Consider the following 25,465-nt stretch of genomic DNA (forward strand, 5'->3'; position numbering starts at 1 on the left):
AAAACATGGTGGTAAGATTACCTGTACGTCTCAATTGGGCAAAGGCACTCAGTTGGAGATCTCCATACCCATTGGGAACTAACCCGTTGATTCTAGAGTGTATACCATAGCCCAAAGATGAGATCGCGATCGCAGCTCAGTTGACCATGATCCCTGTGATATAGGCTACCATCATCTGCTCCATCTGGCTTTCAAAGTCGAAATGCAACCTCTCCAGTCCTTCAAACTGTGCCAGCTTGCGCATGGGAGCTGCTGGGTTGGCCATGGGCCAAAGACCCGCAGTCATTACACCAGAGGTAAATGCGATCTGCCCTGCCACATCTTCATCTACACCGGACAGGCAGTCGGCAATCACCTGAGCAATCTCATCCATCTGTGACAGGCTACCGAGCTTAATATCTCGGATTTTTTCCAGATCGACATTGTGCTCAAAAAGTGTTGAAGACAGGCTAAGAAGATCGCACAGAAACGATTGTGTGGCATATTGTTGCGCGATGATTTTAGCAAACTCCCGGGCCGTCAGTGTTCTGCCAGCCGTCGCCTCTTTGAACGCTGTGACAAACGCGCCGGTCTCTTCTGTCATCAGTGTCATCAAGATTTCTTCCCTACTGCCGAAATAGCGGTAGAGGTTGGATTTATTGACCTCAGCGCGGCGACCCAACTCATTCAGCGACCAATTCAGAATGCCATGCTCTGCACAAAGTTCACGGGCCTTGGCCAAAATCCCCGCCCTACGCTCTGCCTTTTGCTCCGTTTGCCTTGCCCGTTTGAACGTCATGATTCACACCTCTTTGCTAATCAAACTCTTTACAGATTAGAGCGTTCTCGATAAACTCAAATTTAAGAGACTAATAGTCTTTAAACAAGAGCCTGATGGTTTTATATTTAGCAAAACACCCGACACCGCTCATTTGAGGATACTATGAAACGCCCCTCTGGAAATCTTTGGATTGATACATTCTTCCCGCGAAAATCGACCAAGATGGTTCCCGATCGAAACCTGACAGGTAAAACCGTTGTCTTCACTGGTGGCACGGATGGTATGGGGCGCATTGCCCTTGAGCGCCTCGCCTCTATGGGAGCGGACATTCACCTAGTAGCGCGAAACCCGCAGAAGATCACGCAGGTTGTTTCGGAAGTCAGGGCCAAGGGATATTCTGGTGCGCTTTCTACTGTCGCGTGCGATCTGAGTGTGCTGGATAATGTGCGTCAGGCTGCGGCAGAGATCCTGAAGAAATGTGAGCAGATCGATCTGCTGATAAACTGTGCTGGCGGCAACATCACAGAGAGACGACTATCCTCCGAGGGCTATGAGCTAAACTTTGTTGTCAATTATCTCAGCCCGTTCCTGCTAACAGAACTTCTTCTGGAGCGGGTGCAATCCACCCCTAAAGCTCGAATCATCAACCTGACCTCAGCGACTCAGCAATATGGCCACCTCGATCTAGAGGATCTCCACCGCGAAAAGAAATGGTCTATTTTCTCGACTTATGCACAAGCAAAGCTCTGTATGATAATGCACGCCGAAGATGTCGCCAAACGCTTGCAAGGTAGTGATGTAACCATCAACTGTCTGAACCCCGGATACATCCAGAGCAATCTGGGTCGGAACCTGAAAGGTTTTGAGCGATTGTTCACCAATCTTTTTGGTCGCCTGGCCGCACCTGTTTGGGTTGGTGGTGAACGCATCGTGGCTGTGGCTCTGGATGAGAGATACGATGGTGTATCCGGAAAATTCATCTATGAAGACACCTTCATGATGCCAAACCCTGAAACCCGTGAAACCGAGAAAGTCCAACAAATCCTGAACCTGTCCTTTGAAATGACAGGTCTCACCCGACCACAGGGGTAGGGCGAACAGATGTCTTTCTTCGATCGCACCCATGCTTGGGTGCGTGGCGAGGGGATCGAGATGGCGGTCCTCTCCGTAGTTGGATTGGCACTAATGCACTAGAACCCGAATGGGAAGCGGTGTTTGAAGCTCATTCCTATGGCTTCCGATCTGGAAGGGGTTGTCATGATGCCATCGAACAATGCTTTTTAAGATTAACAAAAGGCAAGAATCGGTACGGCTATTGTGAAAAGGACTCTTGGGTATTAGATGTTGGTGGCGGTTGGGGCCCTAACCGAACATGTGGGACGACAAGGCATTGAGGTCACCTCTTTAACCATTTCCCAAGAATCAATGTCGTTCTTGACTAACTTGATCGAGCAGTTGCAGTTACCTTGTCAAGTCATCCAGCAGAACTTTTTAGAGTATGAACTGGAGACCGAACAGTGATATGATGCGATCGCTATCCTCGGAGTCATGGAGCATTTACCCGATTACGAAGCCGTTTTAGAGCGATGCTCATAACAGCGAAAACAGCTCTCTATCTCCTACAGAAAATGATAGTCAGAAAACATAGCTGCTTGTCCTTGATAGTTCTGTTGTTGATCTAGAAGATTCCAAATCACTCCATTTTTAATCAAAAAGCGCTTCCCTGTACTTGATATTCGCACTCCACAATAACTCGTTACATACCCTTTAGTAGCCGTTTCAGTGAGTATGCGAGTTCGCTCCTCTTGAGCTATAGATTCCGCCGTATAGCGAGACGGTGTTTGTCTTAACTCATTCCAGCTTAATTCCCATAACTTTAAACTTTGACGATTACCATAATTAAAAATTGGATCGGCTTCCGTACCATGGGAAAGAACAACAAAGGGAGCTTCAAATAACTGTTGTGCCAGGTCTATCGGTGCTTGATTCATATTCAACAAAGGAGAACCGAGCCAGTGCTGATAACTGTTAAGAATCAGTTGAGTCTGATCAATAACGATTTGTTCTTGCCAAGGAAAGTCCATGAAAGCGCTGTTTTTACTTTTATAATAGATTCTATACACTCTACCATCTGGCTCACCCTATGATCAATAAACCCCAGAAAAAACGGATCTTAAAGCAGTTAAGGAAAAAAACAGGCAAAGTCAATTTCATTCAACTGATAGAACATTATCCCCATTGGAGTGATTTATATCATGGGTTGCTATCCATGGATTGGGTGCAGTTTTTTGGGTTGATTTTTATTTTATATTTGATCGCCAATATCCTATTTGCTTTTGCCTATTTAGTCGGAGGCAATGGTATTGCTAATGCCCAACCGGGTTCCTTTGCTGATGCCTTTTTTTTTAGTGTCCAAACCTTGACAACTATTGGTTATGGTGCATTTTATCCAACGACGTTATACACTCATATTATCGTTACCATTGAAGCCTTATTTGGCTTATTAGGATTTGCGGTAGCTACGGGGTTATTGTTTGCCCGATTTTCTAAACCAACCGCACGGGTTTTGTTTAGCGAAGTAGCGGTGATTACCCCTTATAATGGAGTCCCAACTTTAATGTTTCGGATGGCGAATCAACGCAGCCATTGGATTGTAGAAGCACAAGTCAGAGTGAGTGTTTTATTGCCCCAAGAAATAACTCCAGAAGGTCATAGCTTACGGCGAATTGTAGATATTAATTTAGTGAGATCGGAAAATCCGTTCTTGGTACTCAGTTGGATGATTATGCATCCGATTGATGAACACAGCCCATTTTACCATTATGGGTTTACGCCAGAGAAGATTCAGGAGTGGCAACCAGAAGTGATTATTTCCCTCACTGGATTAGATGAAACTGTCTCCCAAAGTATCCATTCCCGTTATTGGTATCATCCCGAGGATATCCGATGTAATGTGGCGTTTGTGAATGTGGTTTCAATGGATAAAAAAGGAACACGCTGTATTGATTATACCCATTTTCATGATGTGGAACCCTTAGGAAATGGGGGCATGGGGGGATAGGGAGATTACTAGACTTCTTGCAGAAGGTGAGGGAATAGGGAATAGGGAATAGGGGTAAGAATGCAGGATTACTCCATTGCCATTTATTTTCTGCACAATTATGCAAGAGGTCTACTGATCGCCCATTATTCATTCATTTCTTTATAGGTGGCAACGGAAGACGGGGAAATACGGTTCAGGTAACGGAAAATCCAATACTTAAAGACGGTATCTAGGATAACGGGAAAGGTGGCGATAAACAGGAAGATAAATTCTCGACTTTCGGGAAGTCCGAAATGCCGGGATAAACCTTCGAGAATGACTTCCCAACCATGGGGAGAGTGGAACCCAACGAACATATCCGTAAAGAGGATAATAATGAAGGCTTTGGCACTATCACTTAAGCCATAAACTAAGTCATCCATGAAGGATTTGAGAACAGTGATTTCTCGCTTGCTGGTATAAATCACCCAGCCAAAAGCAACAAAGGCAAAAAAATCAGAAAAGATGTTTTTCACTGCATCTGAGCTTGCGGTTCTAAACTCTTCTTGAATTTCTTCTGCCTTATGATGCAGTTCTTTTTTAATTTGCTCTGGGCTGAGTTCAGGAAGATCGCCAATGAGCATTTCAAATTTAAGCTTGCTTTCAAATTTCTCTAATTCCATGAAGGCTTCTGCCTCCATATCTTCATTGAGGAAAACTGAAACCTGTTCGCGTTCTTTGAATTTATCAACAATGGGACCGACAATGAAGTTACTGGCAATTTGTTGGGTGAGCAGGGGAATCAGGAAAGCCAGTAAAATAAAGCGCAGGGAAATAATGGTTTTAAATTTTGAAATCCGAAATCGATTCAGTAATTCTTCTTCGGTTTTGGGATCGAGTTCTTTTTGGACTCGTTTGAAGGTTCCTAAAATGGTACGGGGCAGAAAACTGGATTGATCGGAAATGGTTTCAGCGTTGGTGATTTCTTCGACGGTAGGTCTTGGTGGTGGGATGTTTTTGGATGGATTAGGTTTGCGAGATTGGGGGTTGGGTACGGTTAAGGATTGAGATGGATCGACGGGAATAACCGCTTGAGAATTGGAGGGGATTGGGCTATTGTTCCCTTGAGCATTATATCGACTTAAGATTTGATCGATGGTGTTGAGTTTTTCTAGGGTAAGTTGGGAGTCTTCAATGGGATTTTTGTCGAGATTTATGGCGTTAGATTGCCAGAGACTATTAGCTAATTTCCGAGAGGAAGAATTAACGAATAATCGGCTGGTATTGAATTCGGATAAACGAATGCGAGCGGTGTTTAAGTTATTGGCTAATTCGCGCTTAAAATAGGACTGAACTGTGTTATTATATTGTTGGGAATCAATAACAATCTTCTGTCCCCCAAAGTATTCCTCTTCGATCGCCTGAATTTTCAGCACAGCTTCGTAGGCATCATCTAAGGCGCGATCGGGGGTTTGCCAGAACCAGCGGTTGAGAAAGCGAAAGGAAGATTGGAATTTTTGCCAGGGAGAGCCTTTAGCCATGTTATTCCAGAAAACGAGCGAGCAAATAGACTTCAATGACCAGCGCCTGGCGCTATGAATGGTATCTTATCAAATGTCTTCTGAGTCGTGTAGCGTGTCTTTAGATTCTCTTTGGATAGTGGGCCCGTCCCGCAGTGGTAAAACCCGTCGTCTGGTTGAGTATATCGGTGAGCAAGTCTGGCCGCAACTCGATTCTGACTCGACGGCCAACCGGATGATTTTGGTGTTTGCGGCAACGGGGGATAATCGTTTAGATTTGGACGATCGCCTCACCCGCTTAGACCCCCCTAGAGGTGGACTGTTAAGCCAAACCACCACCCCCCTAGGGTTCTGCCTCAATCAAGTGAGCTTATTTTGGCCCCAATTAATGCAGCAATTGGAGATAGAATCCCAATTCCCAATGCGCCTGCGTCCAGAAACGGAGCAAGAATGGGCAAGTATTCTCTGGCAAGACGATTTAGACAGTGGAGCCTTAAGTTTAGAAGGGGTATCCCCCGTGCGCTTGGTGCGGCAACTGTTGGATACTTGGGCCCTAGCGGCTGCCAGTGGTGTGGCGATCGCCGATATTCCCCTGATTCTCGAACAAGGAGAACTGGGAAGCCTGGCCAAAAGTCCCGATATTTGGCACAATATTGGCGTTGCCCTGGAGCAGTGGCGCACTTGGTGTTTAACCCATGGCTTTCTCACCTACGGACTGGCGCTCGATCTGTATGGACAACATCTGATTGGCGATCGCCATTACCAAACCTATCTCCTTCAACGCTATCAGAGTCTGTGCGCCGATGATGTCGATGAATATCCCGCCATCATGCGCTATCTATTTGAGCTATTTCTAGATCGAGACCGCACCAGTTTATTCACCTACAACCCAGATGGCGGTATTCGCGTCGGTCTCAATGCCGACCCCCAGTACATCGCCCAAATTGCCCGACGCTGCCACATTGAAGCTCTCGGAAATCGCCCTAACCTAGGACTGGCAGGAACACTCGACCTGGACGAAATCGAACAAGTCATTAACCCGCTATTTGCTGAACCTGTTCAGCTTCCTCCAGAACAGATCCAATCTCTCTCTACCATCTCGCGATCGCAACTTTTACGGGAAACGGCCGAAACCATCATTGATGCCATTCACAACCAGCACATCCCCCCCCAAGACATCGCCATCATCGCCCCAGGATTAGATGATATTGCCCGCTATACCCTAATTCACATCCTCAACCAAGCCGATATTTCCCTGCGTCCGCTTAACGAACAGCGCCCCCTGATCGCCTCCCCCCTGATCCGCGCTCTGCTCACCCTACTGACCTTGGTGTATCCAGGCTTGGGGCGACTGGTAAACCGAGAGGCGATCGCTGAAATGCTCATCTTTCTCAGCCATCCCCTGCTCGGAACCGCCCAACCCAACCAACCTCCTCCCTACTGGATCGACCCCGTGCGAGCCGGTCTGATCGCCGATCACTGCTACGTTCCCGATCCCGATCATCCCCACCTGCTCGACATCCAAGTTTTTGACCGATGGGATCGTCTAGGCTATCGTCCCAGCACCGCCTACAACCAAATCCGAACCTGGATCGAAACCCAAAAAGAAGGACGCTCCCAACGCCTGCTGACCACTCCCCTGATTTTCCTCGATCGCGCCATTACCCGGTTTTTCCTCAAGCATACCCTGCCCTACGACCAATTGGCCGCTATCCGCGAACTGATGGAAACCGCCCATCATTACTGGCAGATCCATCATCGCTTGCATCCCAACCACTCTCCCCTAGCACAATTTATCCAACTGCTGCGCCAAGGGGCGATCGCTGCGAACCCCTACCCTGTCAGACCCACCGGCCCCAAAGCCAACAGCGTCACCCTAGCCACCATTTTCCAATACCGTTCCAGTCGCTACACTCACCGATGGCACTTTTGGCTTGATGCCAGCTCTCCCCTCTGGCTTAAAGGTGGAGCCGCTAATTTATGGGCCGCTCCCCTCTTTTTGCAGCACCGTTTAGGCCAACCTTGGACAGTCGAACATACCCAAGAAGCGGATGAAGAACGACTCAGACGCATCCTACTCGATTTACTCACTCGCGTGGAAGAGCGTCTGTATCTATGCCATAGCGATCTAGCCGTCAATGGTACAGAACAAACAGGGCCCTTGTTTGCTTTAGTGAGCGCCAGCCATGAGTTGAACGATCATGAATCCAATCAATTCTGACGATCGCTTCAGCACAACGACTGAGGGGAGTATATGGCAGCAAGCCTTAACCCTACTCTAGTAGAACTCAAGCAGTATAGCGCTTCGCGCTAGGCAATAGGCTTGCTTTGCAATAGCTTGTATGGCTTAGGTTCTAAGGCTTCAAGCTGTACCTCATAGAAGAGAGAAACGCTATAGATCCAGTCTCTCCCTGTGGGCGATCGCCAAGCTTTTTTCGGCTCCCGGATATGTTGAGGGTTCAATATACATTTAACCCAAGGGTATACTAGAAGAGGTAAAATATAGAGTAACCAAATACGGGAACAGTATTCAGGTAGAAAACGATGGTACAAGAATTGCTTTCTCAATCGCAAATTGACGCTCGACTCTACCCAGAAAGTGATGGCAAACCAATGGCCGATAATACAGTTCAATTTCGTTTAATTACCACCATTGTAGGAGGATTGTCGGCTCTGTTTCAAGAGCGAGACGATGTATTTGTTGTTGGGGATTTGTTGTGGTATCCCAGAAAGGCGGGAACGTTAACGGTAGTCGAACAAAGTTTACCGTTCAGCCAAGCCCCGGATATCATGGTGGTTTTCGGAGTAGAGAACAAAGATAGAGGTTCTTATAAGCAATGGGAAGAAGGAAATATAGTGCCTCAAGTGGCGATGGAGATCGTATCGCCGAGTAATAGTAAAGGAGAAATGGAGGATAAGTTTCGGTTTTACGATTACTATGGCGTGGAAGAATATTATGTCTATAATCCGCAACGGAATCAACTGCAAGGATGGTTGAGACGTGGGGGTTTCTTAACAGAAATTCCTCAAATGGAGGGTTGGACAAGCCCTTTATTGGGAGTGAGTTTTAGTACCTTGTCGCCAGAGTTGCAGGTGTTTGCGCCGAGTGGAGAGGTGTTTGGAACTTATGAGGAGATGGTGGTTGAGCGCGATCGCCAACGAGAAAGAGCAGATGGTGCGGAATTGGAGCGCGATCGCCAACGTCAGGAAACGGAACGCCAACAGCAAAGAGCAGATAGTGCGGAATCCGATCTACAACAGCTACGGGAGAAACTGCGACAGTTGAATATCGATCCCGATTCTCTGTTGTAGTTGGTGGGAGCGATCGCCTCTTGGTAGAGCGACCCATCTCCATCTTCTGCCAGAAACGCCATATAATGAACAGAGAAAATGAACTGAGGGGAGTATATGGCAGGAAACCTTAACCCTACTCTAGTAGAACTCAAGCAGCAGATCCAGTATCTCCCTGTGGGAGATCGCCAAGCTTTACTGGAATGGCTGATTGAATTGTCACAAGAAGCTCCTCGTAATTCTACAGCACAGAAGAGAAAAATTAATCGGGCAGCCGTACATCAAATCTGCGATCGCATCAGAAGTTTACCCGTTCGCGATGGGCGATCGGCGGAGGAAATCGTCGGCTACAATCATTGGGGAGGACTAGATTAGTGGTTATCGATCCCTCTGCTATCTTAGCCATTATGTATGCCGAACCCGAAGAGTCAACATTCCTAGACCTAATTGCCAGTAACGAAATTTGTCTGCTTTCGGCTCCCGGATATGTTGAGCTTTCAATTGTCTTAGGGACGCGATATGGTGAAGAAGGTAGAGAATATTTGGACAGATTACTCCAAGAATTAAAGTGCGATCGCACCACTTAGACTACTCTAGAATAAGACGCGATCGCCAACGTCAGGAAACGGAACGCCAGCAGGAACGAGCTGAAAGTGCAGAATCCGATCTACAACAGCTACGGGAGAAATTGCGACAGTTGAATATCGATCCGGATTCTTTGTTGTAGTTGGTGGGAGCGATCGCAACAGTTAGGCTACTCTAGAATAGGACGCGATCGCATCTAGTATGGTATCTTAGAATCAGAGCGCAATCGCCCACATTTTTCTCTTCTGATTACAGAATAAAACTATGTCTGACCAAATAAAAGAAATTGATTTTGATTCGGCCCATCAAAGAAAAATGAAAATTGTCCAATCTTTAATCGAACGTGATGATATTAGAAGAGATGCACGAGAATCCTTTAAGAAAGCCTATCCTAATGCACCTGAATGTATGACAGAGGTGGCAATTTTTCATGTATATGTAGATGGTATTGGTGCCACACTAGACTGGTTAGTTGCAATTGAAAATTTCCTAAGAAACCCAGACAATCTTATCCCTCATAGTAAAAGTAGTCATTTACTTTATCATATTTATAACTGGCATCAATTCCTAGCATTATTACCAGAAGGATATCCAAAAATAGTTGAATTGGTTGAAGACATAAAAGCATATATTAATGATGATGAAATTGATGTAGCATTAGATTCAATTGAAGAATTGGAAGATGTCTTACAGGCAAGACTTGATAACCCTGATTTTTAGACACCATAGTGAAGTTTGTGTGAATTCGATATCGGCTAAAAGTATCATTTTCTATCAGCTGTAAAATACATTTAATCTAAACTTAATCTCACTTCGAGTTAAGATCGTTTTAGAGATAATCTCAGGATAGAATCGGGGTTTCAGGCTAGGATAAAATGAGGGTTTTAGCCTAGCCTGAACTCACGTTAATTTGGCGGCGGAATGAAATCAGGCTTTGGCTGTTGCATTTTTTGTGCAGCTTCAACCAACCTTTTCTCTATATCTAATAACTTTTCTTCTGTTATTCCTCTGCTTTCAAACTCTCGAAGAGCTTGCTTTCGTGAAGCTGTGCTGCCTTTTTTTCCTTTAAGTGCTTTGTTGGCGTTACCAGCAAAACCTTTAATTTCTCCCCACCAATGATTGTCATTATATGTGCCTGGGTCGGGGTCTTCATCAGGAGGAATTCCTCCTACGTTTTCCAAACGAAGCAAGCGAGCCAGATGTTCGGCCAGTTTCTCTGTCTGTGATACCAGCTCTTTCCCTTTAATCTTAAGAATTAAATTATCTACAATATTGTTAATCTTAATTAAAGTTTTAACTACTCTAATTGAATTAATAAAATTCAGATTGGATTGTAGTTTTTCTACAGCGGAGAACTCTAGCAATGAAGCCATTAACCCACTAGGATCGGTATAACTAACTGGATTCCCATTCCCATACAAATACTTATTGAGCGTAATCGGTTCCTCTAAACGTCCCTCCCAAGTATCCCGTCTAGTAAACCGTCCCGTCGTCGGATCATAATACCGTTGCCTTAAATAATACTGCCCCAGCTCCTCATCAAACTGCTCCCCAGCAAACAGATAATCATTCTCACTACTGCCAACCCTATCCACCAAATTGCCATAAACATCATACCAATACGCATCCGTCACCTCACCACTACCATCAGTCAACCCTCGCGTACTACCCAACCCATCCACAAAATAGAACGAATCCACCCCATTCCTATCCTGAGAAATCAGATCCAAACCATAGACATAACTCGCCACTTCCTCCCCATCAACAAACTCAGCCAACACTTGATCGTAAGGACGATTCTTATCCAATAAAAAGCTCGTCTTCTCTCCACCTACCGTCTGAGAAACGCGAATATTATCATCATCGTACTCAAACTCAACAATCTCCCCATTCTCCTCAACCGCAATCAACCGATTTCGGTCATCCCAAATATAATTAACCGTCTCATTTCCTTCCGTGCGAGAAAGTAAATTGCCATTATCATCATACTTATACTCAACAACAACCTCACTACCTTGCTTCTCCTGAATCAACCGGTCATTATCATCATAAACATAACTAATCTCTCCAGCAGAAATCCGATTTCCCACCTCATCATAACGATAAGTAATCGTCTCCCCACCTAATACTGCCGCTTCAATCAACCGATACAGTTCATCATACTCATACTCCACAGTCCTCTCGCTCAAACTACCATCCGGTTGCCGCACTTTCTCCGTCACTTGCGTGCGATGTCCCGCTTCATTCAACTCATACTTGAACTCGGATAACAGCGCATCATCACTATCAACAACCCGAACATTTGTTAAGCGATACAACTCATCATACTCGCGCGTTTCCACCGTACCATTCGGGAAGATAGTCTCGATTAAATTCCCCACTTCATCGTAGCGATAACTCGTCTCTTCCGTTCCCTCAACAACCTTCTGCAAGCGATTCCAGCTATCATATTCGTATTCGACAACACTCGCAGGCGTTTCTACTTTAATAATATTGCCAATATCGTCATACTCATAAGAAATAACCTTACCATCAGGATCTTTGCGCCAGAGCAAATATCCCAACTCATCATACTCAAACTCTGTCGTTCCTCGACTATCTTTTATCGTCGCAACTTGTCCCTCTTCCGTATAAGTATATTCGACATCAATATCATCTTCTAAATCCTTTTTCTCTAACCGATTCTCTGCGTCATACTCGTACTGAGTCGTTTCGCCATTAAAGTCGGTATAACTAGCAATATTGCCCAACTCATTATAAGTCGTACTGGCGCGCTCTCCTCCAGGTAATACTACGGCAACCCTGCGTCCGGCATCGTCATACTCGTATTGGGTGACTCTACCTTTAGCATCGGTTGCTGCTACGAGTTGTCCGAGTTCGTTATAGTCGTAGCGCGTGCCGATTTCGGTCTCGGATACCTTCTGCACTACTGCCGAAAGACGACCGAGTTTATCGTATTCATACTCGGTAATTATCCCTTCTTGGTCGATACTTTGCGTGCGCCTGCCGAGACTGTCAAACGTCGTCTGATTAGAACTCTCATCCTCAAAGATAACTTCAATGGCGCGCCCTAATTTATCGTATTTATATTCTACTGTATTCCCCAAGGCATCGGTTTCTTTTATTCGCCGTCCGGCACTGTCGTATTCATAGCTGACGCTGCTGGAATTTCCCTCAACTTCGGGATAAGTAACCTTGATTAATTGTCCCAGTGGATTATATTCGTATTGCGTCCTGTTTCCTAATTCGTCAATGTCGGCTAAAACTCGACCATCTTTACTGTACTCGGTGCTCGTGCGCGGTGCATCTAAACCCACTACGCGCAACGGCATTTCTACGGGATAGAGAACTTTAGTCCAATCTATAGCATCTAAGGTATATTCTTGAGGTTGATACCCATCAGCTAACTCCATCTCGTCTAAGAAGATATCTAACTCTACGGTATCTCCATAAACGGTTTCCACCAACTGTCCGGCGACATCATAGAGATAATGAGTAATAACGCCAGACTCATCAATGGAGGCGCGCTCTCTTCCTCCTTTATCGTAAAGGGTGACATACTCTACCTCTCCTCGATAGAGACGGGCGACTAACTGTCCTTTGTTATCGTAAACCGACTCGCTGACATTACCCAGAGCATCGGTTACCTTAATCTGATTGCCATTAGCATCATATTCATAAGTGGTAGTGGCATTGTCTGGATTCGCGACATCATTGGGGTCAATGCGCTCTGGGTCGGTGTAGAATAGGATTCTACCTTCGCTGTCATAGTGCCAATAGGAGATAATATCCTTCTTGCTACCATCGGCTTGGGTGACATCCTTGCGTCGCTCTAGGGTGCGGTTGCCATAACTGTCGTATTCGTATTCGGTGACATTCCCTTGAGCATCGATAACCTGGGTGACATTCCCGCGCCAATCGTAATAAAAGCGAGTGGTATTTCCTATCGCGCTCGAATTTCACTTCTACTCCTGTAGAACATAAATTTCGGATATTTCATCCCATTTTAGATGAGTAAAGTTTTCCCGTATCCATGCTTGAAGAGATTCTGGATTGTCACGCCAACTCAAATTTTTAGGCAATGGTAAAAGATTGGGTATAACTCCAATTAAGTGATTTGCTGGATATTTTTTATGTGGAACATGATCTAAGATATCCTCTACTACATCCAATCGACCAAATGCAAAAAGTCCAATGCTACAAATAAAAATACCAAGACTATCTTGCTCTTGCCCTAATTCATTGTATTTCTGCTTGAATTCATTATATATTTGCTCTAAAAACTCATAGAAAGCTTTTTCGGAATCAAACTGTCGGCTTTTGATACCCTCCAAAGAGCGAATAGATTGACGATAATTATTAGCTGTTGACATAATATTTTACTTAATGATTACCGATATCCAATCTGAATCTGCCCTTGTATTTCTCGAATAGGAGCAAGTTCTTTTGCTGGGATGACTTGAACAATATTACTATTGGGAATTTGGTGAAGAACAATATATTCTTCTTCAAATCTCAAAATATCCCAAGGCTCTTGTACGCGAATCGGAACTTCCCGAGGTAGTCGAAGAACCATTGTAACCCCATCATCAGATTTAGCGAATGCAGTTGCAACTCCTGGAATAGCAGAAGTGGGAATACCGGCAGCTCCTAAGCGTTGACCGTTTAAATGTTGAAACCCTTCAGGTAGACCAGCATAGCCAGGAACCGGTCCATCATACCACACCCCTGTAAAATCAGCAATCTGTGCATTTGTCAATCCTTCAGCTTGCATTCTTCTTACAAGTGCACGGGATGCTTCAAGACCTTCTTCACGTGCAATAGGACTCAAAATTCTGTTTCCTAACCTTCCTTGACCACGATAGAGAATCATATAATCCCTTAAATCAGCCCACCACCTTGCTTTTTGAGTTATCCAAGGTTCTGCATTTTGTATCTGTTGTCGATAAGCTATAAATTCCTCCTGTCTAAGTCCTTCTTCTGTTATTTTCCTTGCTAAATCACGACTTCCAGCCAGGTCAGCACCAATAATACCTCGGGTTGCAATCCAGTCTAAACCCAATCCACTTGCATAAGTCAACACAGGTAAATAGGCTAATAAATCCCAAGCTGTTCCCGTACCTTCTTGGAATTTCTTCGTACTTAAGAAAGAAGCTAATCCTGACCCAAATAAATCATAACCTAATAGTGCTTTCTGTCCCCATGTTGTCCCTCCAAATACTGTTGGTGCACCTAAACCAGCACTAAATCCTGTAATCCCCCCTGTAAACCGACCCAAACTAAAAAATAATCCTCTATGATTCCTGGTTGCAGCCTCCCCGTGTAATTTTTCCCGAAGTTTCGTACTACCAGTAAAAGTGACAATATCAGCAAAACCTGCTAAAAATTGGTCGTATATAGCAGCCGCATTAGATGCACTACCCCCATAAGCTAGACTTCCAATTGCAGTACTTGTAGTCCAACTTAGTCCTGAAAGGATAGCTGAAATTCCAACAACGGCAGCAAATTCTTGAAGATTCGTTAAATACCCAGTCGGATCAGTATTAACCACAGGATTAGCATGAGCATACTGATACTTATGCAAACTCATGGGGTCATTCAACGAACCCTGATAAGCATCCCGTGAAATAAAACGCCCTAAAGTCGGGTCATAATACCTCGCTCTGAGATAATCCAACCCCGTCAAACTATCCCGTTGCTCTCCAGCAAACAAATAGGGATTCTCAGAACCATCTCCTGCAATTAAATTGCCATAAGCATCGTAATTGTAACTCTCGCTTACCCCTCCCAAAGCATCCGTCAGCAAACGAGTCGAACCCAACCCATCCTTGTGATAAAACTGTCCGTTGCGACTAATTAAATCCTCTCCATAAGTATAAGCCGCCTGCAAATTCCCCCATGCGTCATACTCCTCCAAAACCTGCGCATAAGGTTGCAACTCATCAATCAAATAATGGGTCTCGACTCCATCAACTGTCTTGCCAACTCTTATCCCATTCTCGTTATACTCGTACTCAATCTCCGTCCTCTCATTCCCCTCAACTATCTCCACGCCAACCAAACGATTTTCCCCATCATTCTCCCAATCATAAGTAATCGTCTTATCGCCAGTCTTGCGCGTCTTCAAACTGCCATTATCATCATAAGTATACAGCGTCTCCACTCCAGCAAACGTCGAACTCACCAACTGATTCAAGTGATTATAAACAAAATCCGTATCTGTTGTTTTTAAAGATTGTTTAAATCTATAGGAAACACCAGATGTTCACCTTGGTAAAAAGCGAAAATAATTTCGCCAAACTTCCAACTCCTTTTAAGGCTTTGAGTCGTTATATCTTCTAACTCCCCAGGAATTGATGCTCCTATACCTTCAAATTTAATTTGATATTCTCTTTCTTCATTATCCACTAAACAAGTAACTTTAAATATATTTGACTCATCAATTTTTTCAATATTTACAATAGAAAGATTGTTTTTCATTAGTCTTGCCTTCATATAGTATACTATACTAGTATAGCATTATTCAAATAAAATTTAGTTTAGTTTCTGTAAACCACCAATCCAGTCCATATATTGCTAAAATCCTCCCAGTCTACACTATATTGTGTGCCTTTTCCTATATATTTATAAATCTCACTTAATCCCCAAGGATCTCTGATTTTTAGTTTTCCTGCTTCATTGAAGCCATCAATTATTATCCAATGCCGATTGAAATTTTCACCAATTTGAGCTATCCAAGGACCTGTTTCATTAAGCATATTTATAGCACGTTTAGATAACTGGGGAACTTGTTGACCATACCACACTTTAGATGTATCATTAGTTACCATATTAAGTCCTTTACTAAGTTCCTTAGCATTGACAAATTCATCCCCTGCGGCTCGTGCTATTGCACTTGGACTAACATCAATTCCCATATCTTGTAGTATTTGTGCTCCACAAGTAACCCCACATGATTGATTAGTAGGTTGTTGAATTATTGATAGACTTTCTATTTCATCAAAAATCGGAACTTTTTTACCAATACCAGCTCCTCCACGCGTCCGATTTCCTAATCTCCGAATCATACCTTTGACTCCTGAAATCATATAAGGAGCTAGAACAGGAGCTAAAGAGAAAAAAGCATTAAATGAAAGTTCAAGAAAGAAATCTCCAATTTTATAATCGCCTTTTCCTTGTGAATATCCAAGAGTAGCAGAAACCAAATAACTATAACTATCGAACTGTATCGATGCCAGAGTATTACGAATCTGCCGTGCAGCAGCAACTTCTCCCAAAGAAAACAACCCAGTAGGATCGATATTATTAACCGGATTAGCATGAGCATAAAGATACTTATGCAGCGTCATTGGTTCATTTAATCGTCCTTCATAAGTATCGCGTCTGGTAAATCTACCGACTTTTGGATCGTAATATCGCTGTCTTAAATAATATTGCTCTACATTCGGATCGTACTGTTCTCCTGCAAATCGATAAAGATTGAGAGTCTCTCCAGTAGAATCAATGAGATTTCCATAAGCATCATAGACGTAACTATCGGTGAGAGCGCTACTTGCATTGCTCAGAGCTATCGTACTTCCTAAACCATCGACATGATAGAAATAACTGTCTTCTCCTTGTGCCTGAGAAATTAAGTCTAGTCCATATACATAGCTAGATTTGAGTTCTCCTTGTTGATATTCTTCGATAACTTGACTGTAAGGACGGTTGCTATCTATTAAATAGTTAGTCTGGACTCCATTCACAGTTGAGCTAACGCGAATATTTTTGTCATTATAACCGTAGCTGATACTATCTCCATTCGGGGTTTGGACTCCAATCAAACGATTCTCATCATCCCAGGTGTAAATAGTTTTATCCGTACCGTTCTCTAGGCGAGAAATTAAATTACCGTTGTTATCGTACTTGTAAGTAGTAACTCTATTTCCTTGTGTTTCACTGATGAGAAGATTGTTCTCATACTGATAAGTAGTTAATCCTTCGAGAGAGTCTTCTTTTCTTAATCGATTCCCTACCTCATCATACACATAAGAAATCGTCCGCTCTCCCTCAATTGGATGAGTAATCTTCTCCTCAATGACCCGATTCAACTCATCATACTTATACTCAACCACCCTCCCCTCATGGTCGGTTACTTTCTCGCGATTTCCGACATCATCCACCTCATAATCAAAACTCGCCAATACCTCTAAGGTTTCCCCGGTATTCGAGTCAACCTTCACCGTCTCAATCACATCAATGCGTCCCAAGGCATCATAAACAATTATTTCCGCCGTATCGTTAGGAAAGATAGTCTTCACTAACTCGCCATTTAAGTACTCGTAAACCGTCGTCCCTTCATCGGTGGTAACTGAGGCGAGATTACCCTCTTCATCATAACCGTAACCTATCTCCCGACTAGGAGTTTTCACGCCAGTTAAATACCCTTCTTCATAGGTATATTCTAAACTCGCACCACTCTCTAAATACGGTCCTTCTGGATCTGTTCTCGAAATCAGTTGTCCCAATTCATCATACTGATAAACCGTCGTTCCGCGCTCGCTAGTAATAGTCTCCGTGCGCGTCGTTTCATCATAGCCATAACTAACCGAAGTTCCAGAAGCAAGCAACTCTTTGTGCTGCAAGCTGCCACTCTCGTCATAAACATACTTAATCGCGTCGCCATTAAAATCGGTAACCGTAACCGAATTCTCCTCATCGTTATAGGCAGTCGTAGAACGCTTGCCATTGTCTAAAATAACCGCAGTTAACCGATTCTGCTCGTCATTATATTCATACTTCGTCACTTGACCCAGAGCATCGGTCACTTGCGTCAGTTGTCCGTTTTCATCGTACTTGTATGCGGTTTTTCCTTGCCGAGGGTCGATAATGGCTTTGAGCTGTCCGCTCTGATGATATTCATAGCGAATTACTTTATTATTCGGGTCGGTAAAGGCAATGACTCGACCCTTATCATCGTAAGTATTGCTCCAACTTGTGCCTTCTGCATAATAGGTTTCTGTGCGCCGATTTCCTGCTGTGTCGTAGGTATAGCGCACCCAGTTATTCTCGTCGGATTTAACTTCAATTTGCCTGCCGATGGCATCGTATTTATATTCGGTTCTGTTATTGTTGCTGTCAATTTCGGCTTTAACTCTACCGTCTTGAGTATATTCGGTGCGGCTATAGGTGCGAGTGTTCAAATAGGCGGGTGTTTCTAGGGGAAATACTACTTCGGTCCAGTCGATGGTTTCTGCGGTTTCATTGGGTGCAATAACGGCGAGCAGTTGTTCGATTTGGTTGTCAGAATTATCAGGATAAAGGGTTTTTGTTAGTCGTCCGGCTACGTCGTATTCGTAGTAGGTAATGCTGCCCTCGGCGCTAATACTGGCGCGCTCTCTTCCTCCTTTGTCGTAGAGGGTGACGGTTTTGGAGTTATCGTCATAAAGGGTTTCTACGAGTTGACCTTTTTTGTCGTAGCGATATTCGGTGGTAATGCCGTTGGATAGGGTGGCGATTTGATTGCCATTGGCATCGTATTGGTATTCAATGGAGTTATCCCCTTGGGTTTGTTTGGTCATGCGACCTTGGTCGTCGTATTCCCATTCGGTGATAATAGTTTGCTGGCCTTCTGGGGTTTGAATGGTGAGGGTTTCTTTGGTTTGTAAACCGTTGCCGTTGTATTCGTATTCTCCTTTATTTCCTAGGTCGTCTACGATGCTGGTTCCTCGACCATTGATCGTATAGTCAAAGTTGATGGTGTTGGTCCCCGTTTTTAGGGTTAAAAGATTACCGCGCGCATCATAACTGTACTCAGTGGTATTCCCCAGAGCATCCGTACTCGACAATAAATTACCGGGATAATCATACTCGTACTTAGTCGTATTCCCCAGAGCATCCGTCTCGCTCAACAGGCGCTTCTTCCTATCGCTCGTGTAAAGAGTGACATTCCCCAAGGGGTCGGTTTCCTTAGACAAATTGCCCCAATGGTCGTACTCGTAGCTTGTTGTCCATCCTTCTGCCCCACTTTCTGCGGTATAAACTGTCTCGCTTATTACCTTATCGCGTGCGTAAGTGCGCTCTATCTTCAGTCCCGACGGTTGAATCTCCTGGGTAATATTGCCATTCTGGTCGTAAGCATAAAAAGTCTCTTTTCCGTACAAGTCCTTAACGACTTGAGTTTGACCTTCTGTATCGTAAACTAACTCAACGGCTTCTCCATTCACGTCTATTGTCCTGGATAAGCGACCGTCTTCTCCATATTCTACCCGTATCCCTTCTCTTCCCAAGGGGTCTTCTATGCGGGTGAGATAGTGCGCGCGTTGTTCGTTTTCGTAGTAATATTTAGTCTCGTTTCCTTCGCGATCTACAACGCTAACTAGGTCTCCATTTTCGTCGTAGTTGTAACGGATTTCTTCTCCTGCGGGGTCGATGACTTTAGCGATTCTGCCTTGACTATCGCGCTCGAATTTAACCTCTACTCCGGTAGAACTGACGATACCGGCATCGGAGTAGTTGAGGGTGTTGCCATTTAAGTCTTTAACCTGCAATAAGTCTCCAGAGCGCGCATCTATCTCATACTCTATCCCTTCGGCAGTCGTGAGAGTATAGCGTCCGCCAAACAAATAGTGAGAGGGATTATAGCCCAACCCATTGGGGGAAATATATTCTCCAGTGTTTTTACGCAAGACAGAAGTCTCTTTGACACTCAAAGTCAACCCGCTACCTTCTTCAGAGACAAACTTGGGCACATAGAATAGGGCGCTTTGGGGCCAAGGGGCACCCATGCGTAAGGCGGTATTGACATCCGGATGAATCTCTGGAGCGAAGGTAAAGGTCTCGCGCTTACCTCCCGGTAGGGTAATGTATACTTTGTCTCCCTCTTGGAATCCGTTGGGGCGACCCAGTAGCTCCTGCTCTGGCGATGGAGGGGCCACGCTTGTTTGCAGGTTGGTGTCTCTAAATTCGAGTCTCCATCCCTGACCGAAATTCTCTTGCTCGTGGGCGTACAGGCTATCATAGGTGCGGGTAACGCTGATGGGGATTCCCGTAACTGGAATCTCCAAGTCGGTGAACGAGAGTTGGAAGTTGCCCAGTTTTAATCCCGAGGAAACCTCGACTTCTGTCTGAGTGTAGGACTCGAAATTGTTGTGGTCAATCGCACTGACGCGCAGAGTATAGGCACCATTAGCCAGGAGCGTGGGGTCGAAGGTTCCCAGAACTCCATTTTCGACTTCTCCTTGTTGCTCGAAGAGGGTGATAAAGTTATCTGTTCCTACGGGCGCTACTTCTACTTTATAGGATTGTAATCCTTTCTCTGCTGTTATCTCTCCCAACAGTTCCGTGGCTTCAGAAATCTCTCCTTCAGGTAAATTGAGATTAAAGTCAATCACCTCATCTCCAGGAAAGGGAGCAACCGTAAATTCAAAGGTTTCCGTGGTTTCGTTCCCCGCCTTATCGAGTACGGTGGCTCCAATCTGGTACACTCCAGGAGCAGCAAACGTCCATTGCGCGGTTCCCCAAGCATCTAAAGGAACGGGAGTACCATTAATCGTTAAGCCTTTCTCTGCTATGCCTAGATTATCGCTTCCTTGCACAGCAAAGAGGACTTCTTGGTTGGGATAGGCAAAGTCAAAGCTTTGGAATAGACTAACTTGAGGGTTTTCCTCATCTAGACTCACCTGTAGAGGTATCGATTGCGTTACGGTTGCGCCATATTCGTCGGTGACTGTAGCTTCAATAGAGTCATAAGTCCCTTCTCGAGCATCCCAAATGATACGACCTTGCCCATCAATCGTCATGCCTTCTGGAGCTTGGCTTAACTGGTAGCTTAAGTTGTCGCCATCGGGGTCTATAGCTCGGAGATTATAGCGGAAAGTTTGACTCTCAAACAGTTCAGTATTGGGCGCAGATAAGATAACGGGCGCGCTATTGTTTCGCACATTAAGATAGAATCCTTGTCCCCCTCGCAACCCTTGACTATCAACGGCTGCTACTTGGACTAAATGAGGCCCCGCCTGTGATGCTGAAGGAGTCCATTGTAAGAGTCCCGTTTGCGGGTCGAGGATAAGATTTTCTGGACTAGAGAGCAACTGATAGGTGAGGTTTTCTCCCTCTTCCGGGTCAACGGCGCTGAGTTGATAGGTATATTCTTGACCCGGCGCACTGCCGTAACTTAATGGAGTAGAAGTTATCGTCGGAGCTAGATTCCGGGCGTTTGCCCCCACTTCTAGGGTATAGCTGTGGGTGGTGGTGGCTCCTTGCGCGTCCGTAACGAGTACAGAAATTGGCTCTGACCCGGTGGCAGTGGGGGTCCAGGTAATTACGCCATGCTCGTTAATACTCATGCCATCAGGAGCTTGGTCGAAGCTAAAGGTGAGGGCATCGCCATCCGGGTCGGCAGCTAGGACTTGATAGAGATATTCGGAGCCTAAACTGGTTTCGGTCAGAGGCGTAGATACGATTAGGGGAGCAATATTTGTGCCTCTGGCGGTGAGGGTAAATATCACCCCTGTGTAGCTTCCTTGAGAGTCCGTCAGGCGCACGGCCACTTCTTGTTCTCCTAATTGCTCAATCGTGGGAGTCCAGGTGATTTCTCCGGTGGTGGAGTGAATGCTCATTCCAGATGGCGCTTGGTCTAAACTCCAGAGCAACAGGTCTCCATCTGGGTCGCTTCCTTGCATCTGGTAGCGGTATTGTGTGCCTAGGGTGGCGCTATTAGGAGGAGCGGCCGTAATTTCCGGTGGCTGGTTCTGGCTCTGGTTGCTGACGGTTAAGTTAAAGGTTTGACTGTCTTGGCCGCCGCGTCCATCATTGACGGTGAGGGTAATCTCATGAGTGCCTAAATGCTCGGCTTGGGTAGGAGTCCAATAGATTTGACCGTTTTGATCGATGGACAGACCCAATTGGTCGGGAGCGTCTAGGGAATAGGCGAGTTTATCGCCATTGTCGTCGATGGCTTGGACTTGGGCGATGTAGGGTTGACCGATAGTGGCAGTGGTTCGCGGTTCTGAGAGAAGGCGCGGTGGGGTGTTTTCGGCATTTTCGACGACTTCTAGGGTGAGGGTTTGTGTGGCGCTCTCTCCTTGGCCATCTTCAACGGTGATGATGACTTCATGGACTCCAGTGACGGGAGTTTCCAAATTTAAGAGGCCATTGTCATCGATGGTAATGCCAGGTTGGTCGGTCTCGACGCTAAAGGTGAGAGCGTCTAGGTTAGGGTCGGTGGCTTCGATTTGATATTCGTAGGGAGTACCGGCGTTGAGAGGAGTTGAGGGGGGTTCGGAGGTGACTACAGGAGGATGTTCGACTTGCGTGTTGACTTGGAAGGCTTTGAGGTCTATGCCTCCATTACTGTCGTCTACGCCTAAGATGACGGAGTGAGGTTGTTCGGCTTGTTCTAAGGTGGGAGTCCAGACAAATGTACCGGTTTGGGGATCGACGCTCATTCCTTCTGGCCCTACGGAGAGGAAGTAGGAGAGGTTGTCGTTATCGGGGTCGGTGGCTGTGGCATCGTAGCGCCAGAGTTCTCCTACAGAGGCGTTTTCGGGGGCTAGGTTGGTAAATTCTGGAGGGTGGTTTTCTATCTCTTCTGCGCTGTAATCTTGTGTAAAGTCTAACTCTGTGAGGCTCTCTCCTCCAGCGAGGGAAACCACGTGCTGGGAGGATTCGGGAGTGGTGGTATTCCAACCCGCTTTGGGTTCGGTGCGAATGGTATAGTCTCCAGGATTGAGTCCGGTGAAGGTATAGTTTCCATTAGCGTCGGTGAGGGTATTGGGTTCTCCTGGGTCGCGCTCTCCATTATTATTTTGGTCGAGATATACACGCCATCCTTCTAGCCCTTCGTTGTTAGTAACGCTGACTCGAACGTTATCTAATCCCCAACTTTCATTATGGATATCTTCATCAGTATCGCCAATAAAGTCGAGGGCGAGTTCGCTGTCTGTATGGTCGAAGGTGAATGAGAGTTCGTAAACTGCATTGCCAAAACGATAGTCACGGAAGCCGTCAGGCTTAACATCAGCCGCTCCCGTGCCACCCGGATGGAGAATTCCATCTTCTACATTGTTGGGATAAGCTTGAGGAAGAGCGTGTTCCCCATACCGATAGCCGCTACCAAATGTCGTATCGAGTAAGGTTTCCCCATCAACGACTTGCAATTTCCAGCCATCGGGACCAAGGAATTCTCCACCACTCCAGGAGTTAATAATATATAAATCAAAGTCAAGGGTAACTTGGTCGTGTTCGGGTAGCTCGGAAAGGTTCAGGCGGGTTTGGTGGAACTCTCCAACTTGGAGATTGCGACCGCCGTATTTGCCGAGGAAAGAGCGCGCAATCCAAGGGTCGTCGTTGTATTGACCGTTATCCCACTCAGGCAGAGGTTGTTGGGTATCCTCAAAATCATTGGTGTAAAGGATTTGTCGCTCTCCTTCGGCATAAATTTGACCGGAAAGACTTCCCGATTCTTGCGATAGGTCGATGGTGTAGGTTTGCCTATCAACTCCTGCGCGTCTATCTTTGACTTCTACGGTTACCTCTTGCGAGTCGGAGAGGCTGAGTTGGTCGGCAGTGGCTACCAGAATATCGTCATAACCAAACCCATCATGAGCATTGCCCGAGTTAACTAAGGTAACTTGAGTAAATGGATTCTCCGTATCGATTAAACCGACATAGAGTGCAGAGCCGGAATAGGCGGGTTGGGTGTGGGGAATGGGAATATTGGTGGTGGTTCCATCAATGTGAGTCAAATCGACGGAAAGACTTTGACCTCCATCGGCGAAGTCGGTGGCAAAGAACCCTAAAGCAACTTGAGGTTGGTCAAAAGCCAGTTGGGGATTTGGGCCGCCAAAATCGTGTAGGTGATTGACTCCCGAGAGGGGGAAAGCGCCATCTAAGGTTGTTCCTGCTGAAGTTTTGTTAACATAAAGATAAGGAGGTGAGCCACTCAACTGAGCTGTCATTGACGAGCTATCTGTACCGACGAAGGCTAAATGGTTCTCTACACGCTCGCCATGAGCATATTGCTCGAAATCAGCTAAATGCCATCCATCTAAATGGGATAAAAACTCGGAGCGCGCTTGCTTGGAATTGGGAATGGGAATAGGGGTAGAGTCGCTGTCAACCTCGGACGAGTCTTCCCCAAAGAACAAATGGACTCCATTGGGTAACTCGGTTCCTCCCTCAATGAAAGAGTCAGGAACTTGCCAGGTAATTTCTCCGGTTTCTGGGTTAATGCTCATTCCCTCGGGTGCATCGACTAACCCATACACCAACTCATCGTTGTCCGCATCAACTGCATCGACATCATACTGATAAACCCCTGGGGCTTGACCTTGACTGAGGGCTAATTGGGTTTTTGGTTCGCTAATAATAACCGGAGCTGTATTTCCGACTTCCGGTTGTACCAGAATACTGTAGTGCTGTTCAACTTCTCCTCCTTTACTGTCGGAAATGCTGACCGTTACTTCATGTACCCCCACTTGCTCGTTACTGGGAGTCCAGGTTATCTTGCCTTGAGGGTCTATCTCTAACCCTTCTGGGGCACTGATGCTATAGCTTAAATGATCCCCATCTGGGTCAGATGCCACAACTTGATACTCATAGTCCTGGTTAACATTACCCTCGACTACAGGAATGGAACTGACCTCTGGAGGACGGTTGGGTGGTTGTTCGATGGCGGCGAGGGTAAAGGAGAGTTCGTCACTTCCTCCCCTGCCATCAGTGACACGCACGACGATGCTGTGGTTGCCTTCTGCTTCACTTTCGGGTGACCATTCTAAGGTGACTCCATCGGCAGCTAGGGTCATGCCTTCGGGTGCGGATAAGATGTGGTAGGTTAGGGGGTCGCCATCGGCATCAAGAGCGGTTAATTCGGTTTGATAGGATTGACCGATAAGGGCTTCTAAATCGGGTTCTGTGGTGAAGAAAGGTGATTGATTAACTGGAGGGAGAACGGCTTCAAGGCGCGTAATGCTCTGATTGGTGGTGCCGATATTCCCAGCAATATCTTGGGTTTCAACGGTAAAAGAATTCTCTCCTAATTCCAGCACCACTCCTTCAAAGGTAAAGATTCCATTTTCATCAGAAGTGGTGGTGACTCCCGTTTCGGTTAAGGTTACCTCACTATTAGGTTCGGTTTCTCCCGTTAAGTCAATTTCTTCTAATTCTGTCAGAGATTCTAAATTTAACTGAATCTCTGGCGCGCTGGTATCTAGGATAAAGGAAATTTCGGTGATTTCTGAAGTATTCCCATACTCGTCTGTTGCTTGAACTGATAGGGTATGTTCTCCCTCAGCTAGGATTTCTCCA

At 45.5% G+C, this 25,465-nt stretch carries 18 protein-coding genes; 9 read left to right on the forward strand and 9 right to left on the reverse strand.

Annotation, left to right across the window (positions count from 1 at the left end; genetic code table 11):
• Window positions 1-136: 136 nt before the first annotated feature.
• Window positions 137-778 (reverse strand): TetR/AcrR family transcriptional regulator, encoded by a 642-nt coding sequence (locus tag PN466_RS14320; protein WP_271940325.1) that lies wholly within the window; start codon window positions 776-778, stop codon window positions 137-139.
• A 144-nt stretch (window positions 779-922) separates the two neighbouring features.
• Between PN466_RS14320 and PN466_RS14325 the strand changes: the two genes are divergently transcribed.
• Together PN466_RS14325 and PN466_RS14335 are read left to right on the forward strand one after the other, a co-directional pair.
• Window positions 923-1,852, forward strand: a complete 930-nt coding sequence (locus tag PN466_RS14325) for an SDR family NAD(P)-dependent oxidoreductase (RefSeq protein WP_271940326.1) — start codon at window positions 923-925, stop codon at window positions 1,850-1,852.
• A 249-nt stretch (window positions 1,853-2,101) separates the two neighbouring features.
• On the forward strand, window positions 2,102-2,281 hold the full coding sequence (locus PN466_RS14335) for a hypothetical protein (RefSeq protein WP_271940342.1): 180 nt from the start codon (window positions 2,102-2,104) through the stop codon (window positions 2,279-2,281).
• Window positions 2,282-2,379: 98 nt separating this feature from the next.
• Here the strand turns inward: PN466_RS14335 and PN466_RS14340 are convergent, their stop codons facing one another.
• Window positions 2,380-2,844: an MEKHLA domain-containing protein gene (locus PN466_RS14340; protein WP_271940327.1), complete on the reverse strand. Its 465-nt coding sequence runs from the start codon at window positions 2,842-2,844 to the stop codon at window positions 2,380-2,382.
• Between the two features lie 59 nt (window positions 2,845-2,903).
• Between PN466_RS14340 and PN466_RS14345 the strand changes: the two genes are divergently transcribed.
• A complete protein-coding gene (locus PN466_RS14345) occupies window positions 2,904-3,821 on the forward strand; it encodes an ion channel (protein WP_271940328.1) in 918 nt (305 codons plus the stop codon).
• 125 nt (window positions 3,822-3,946) lie between these two features.
• Here the strand turns inward: PN466_RS14345 and PN466_RS14350 are convergent, their stop codons facing one another.
• Window positions 3,947-5,323, reverse strand: a complete 1,377-nt coding sequence (locus PN466_RS14350; protein WP_271940329.1) for a proton extrusion protein PcxA — start codon at window positions 5,321-5,323, stop codon at window positions 3,947-3,949.
• A gap of 58 nt (window positions 5,324-5,381) precedes the next feature.
• Between PN466_RS14350 and PN466_RS14355 the strand changes: the two genes are divergently transcribed.
• Window positions 5,382-7,523: a recombinase family protein gene (locus tag PN466_RS14355; protein WP_271940330.1), complete on the forward strand. Its 2,142-nt coding sequence runs from the start codon at window positions 5,382-5,384 to the stop codon at window positions 7,521-7,523.
• Window positions 7,524-7,612: 89 nt separating this feature from the next.
• Here the strand turns inward: PN466_RS14355 and PN466_RS14360 are convergent, their stop codons facing one another.
• Window positions 7,613-7,765, reverse strand: a complete 153-nt coding sequence (locus PN466_RS14360) for a hypothetical protein (RefSeq protein ID WP_271940331.1) — start codon at window positions 7,763-7,765, stop codon at window positions 7,613-7,615.
• A gap of 81 nt (window positions 7,766-7,846) precedes the next feature.
• On the opposite strand from PN466_RS14360, the gene PN466_RS14365 reads away from it, so the two are divergent.
• From PN466_RS14365 to PN466_RS14385, 5 genes are all read left to right on the forward strand, one after another.
• Window positions 7,847-8,614: a Uma2 family endonuclease gene (locus PN466_RS14365; protein ID WP_271940332.1), complete on the forward strand. Its 768-nt coding sequence runs from the start codon at window positions 7,847-7,849 to the stop codon at window positions 8,612-8,614.
• 96 nt (window positions 8,615-8,710) lie between these two features.
• Window positions 8,711-8,968: a hypothetical protein gene (locus PN466_RS14370; RefSeq protein WP_271940333.1), complete on the forward strand. Its 258-nt coding sequence runs from the start codon at window positions 8,711-8,713 to the stop codon at window positions 8,966-8,968.
• The gene (locus tag PN466_RS14375; protein ID WP_271940334.1) at window positions 8,968-9,180 is read left to right on the forward strand and encodes a type II toxin-antitoxin system VapC family toxin; all 213 of its coding nucleotides are present in this window, start codon (window positions 8,968-8,970) and stop codon (window positions 9,178-9,180) included. The genes PN466_RS14370 and PN466_RS14375 overlap by 1 nt, the downstream gene beginning before the upstream one ends.
• A complete protein-coding gene (locus tag PN466_RS14380) occupies window positions 9,162-9,320 on the forward strand; it encodes a hypothetical protein (RefSeq protein WP_271940335.1) in 159 nt (52 codons plus the stop codon). Before PN466_RS14375 ends, PN466_RS14380 begins: the two co-directional genes overlap by 19 nt.
• A 122-nt stretch (window positions 9,321-9,442) precedes the next feature.
• Window positions 9,443-9,898 (forward strand): hypothetical protein, encoded by a 456-nt coding sequence (locus PN466_RS14385; protein ID WP_271940336.1) that lies wholly within the window; start codon window positions 9,443-9,445, stop codon window positions 9,896-9,898.
• A gap of 185 nt (window positions 9,899-10,083) precedes the next feature.
• Here PN466_RS14385 and PN466_RS14390 read toward each other — a convergent pair whose 3' ends face one another.
• The 5 genes from PN466_RS14390 to PN466_RS14410 form a co-directional block, all read right to left on the reverse strand.
• On the reverse strand, window positions 10,084-12,642 hold the full coding sequence (locus tag PN466_RS14390; protein ID WP_271940337.1) for an RHS repeat domain-containing protein: 2,559 nt from the start codon (window positions 12,640-12,642) through the stop codon (window positions 10,084-10,086).
• A 501-nt stretch (window positions 12,643-13,143) separates the two neighbouring features.
• On the reverse strand, window positions 13,144-13,551 hold the full coding sequence (locus PN466_RS14395) for a hypothetical protein (protein ID WP_271940338.1): 408 nt from the start codon (window positions 13,549-13,551) through the stop codon (window positions 13,144-13,146).
• Between the two features lie 17 nt (window positions 13,552-13,568).
• Window positions 13,569-15,230, reverse strand: a complete 1,662-nt coding sequence (locus PN466_RS14400) for an RHS repeat-associated core domain-containing protein (RefSeq protein WP_271940341.1) — start codon at window positions 15,228-15,230, stop codon at window positions 13,569-13,571.
• A gap of 176 nt (window positions 15,231-15,406) precedes the next feature.
• Window positions 15,407-15,658: a hypothetical protein gene (locus PN466_RS14405; protein ID WP_271940339.1), complete on the reverse strand. Its 252-nt coding sequence runs from the start codon at window positions 15,656-15,658 to the stop codon at window positions 15,407-15,409.
• A 59-nt stretch (window positions 15,659-15,717) separates the two neighbouring features.
• Window positions 15,718-25,465: putative Ig domain-containing protein (locus tag PN466_RS14410; protein ID WP_271940340.1), on the reverse strand; the 9,748-nt coding region annotated here is incomplete at its 5' end.

It is taken from the genome of Roseofilum reptotaenium CS-1145 (assembly GCF_028330985.1).
In the GTDB taxonomy this organism is placed as follows: Bacteria; Cyanobacteriota; Cyanobacteriia; order Cyanobacteriales; family Desertifilaceae; genus Roseofilum; species Roseofilum reptotaenium.

Bases quoted from the DNA above. Each gene is read 5' to 3' on its own strand.
- PN466_RS14370 (WP_271940333.1), top strand. From the start codon at position 8,711: ATGGCAGGAAACCTTAACCCTACTCTAGTAGAACTCAAGCAGCAGATC.
- PN466_RS14325 (WP_271940326.1), top strand. From the start codon at position 923: ATGAAACGCCCCTCTGGAAATCTTTGGATTGATACATTCTTCCCGCGA.
- PN466_RS14320 (WP_271940325.1), bottom strand. From the start codon at position 778: ATGACGTTCAAACGGGCAAGGCAAACGGAGCAAAAGGCAGAGCGTAGG.
- PN466_RS14405 (WP_271940339.1), bottom strand. From the start codon at position 15,658: ATGAAAAACAATCTTTCTATTGTAAATATTGAAAAAATTGATGAGTCA.
- PN466_RS14345 (WP_271940328.1), top strand. From the start codon at position 2,904: ATGATCAATAAACCCCAGAAAAAACGGATCTTAAAGCAGTTAAGGAAA.
- PN466_RS14395 (WP_271940338.1), bottom strand. From the start codon at position 13,551: ATGTCAACAGCTAATAATTATCGTCAATCTATTCGCTCTTTGGAGGGT.
- PN466_RS14365 (WP_271940332.1), top strand. From the start codon at position 7,847: ATGGTACAAGAATTGCTTTCTCAATCGCAAATTGACGCTCGACTCTAC.
- PN466_RS14335 (WP_271940342.1), top strand. From the start codon at position 2,102: ATGTTGGTGGCGGTTGGGGCCCTAACCGAACATGTGGGACGACAAGGC.
- PN466_RS14385 (WP_271940336.1), top strand. From the start codon at position 9,443: ATGTCTGACCAAATAAAAGAAATTGATTTTGATTCGGCCCATCAAAGA.
- PN466_RS14340 (WP_271940327.1), bottom strand. From the start codon at position 2,844: ATGGACTTTCCTTGGCAAGAACAAATCGTTATTGATCAGACTCAACTG.
- PN466_RS14350 (WP_271940329.1), bottom strand. From the start codon at position 5,323: ATGGCTAAAGGCTCTCCCTGGCAAAAATTCCAATCTTCCTTTCGCTTT.
- PN466_RS14355 (WP_271940330.1), top strand. From the start codon at position 5,382: ATGGTATCTTATCAAATGTCTTCTGAGTCGTGTAGCGTGTCTTTAGAT.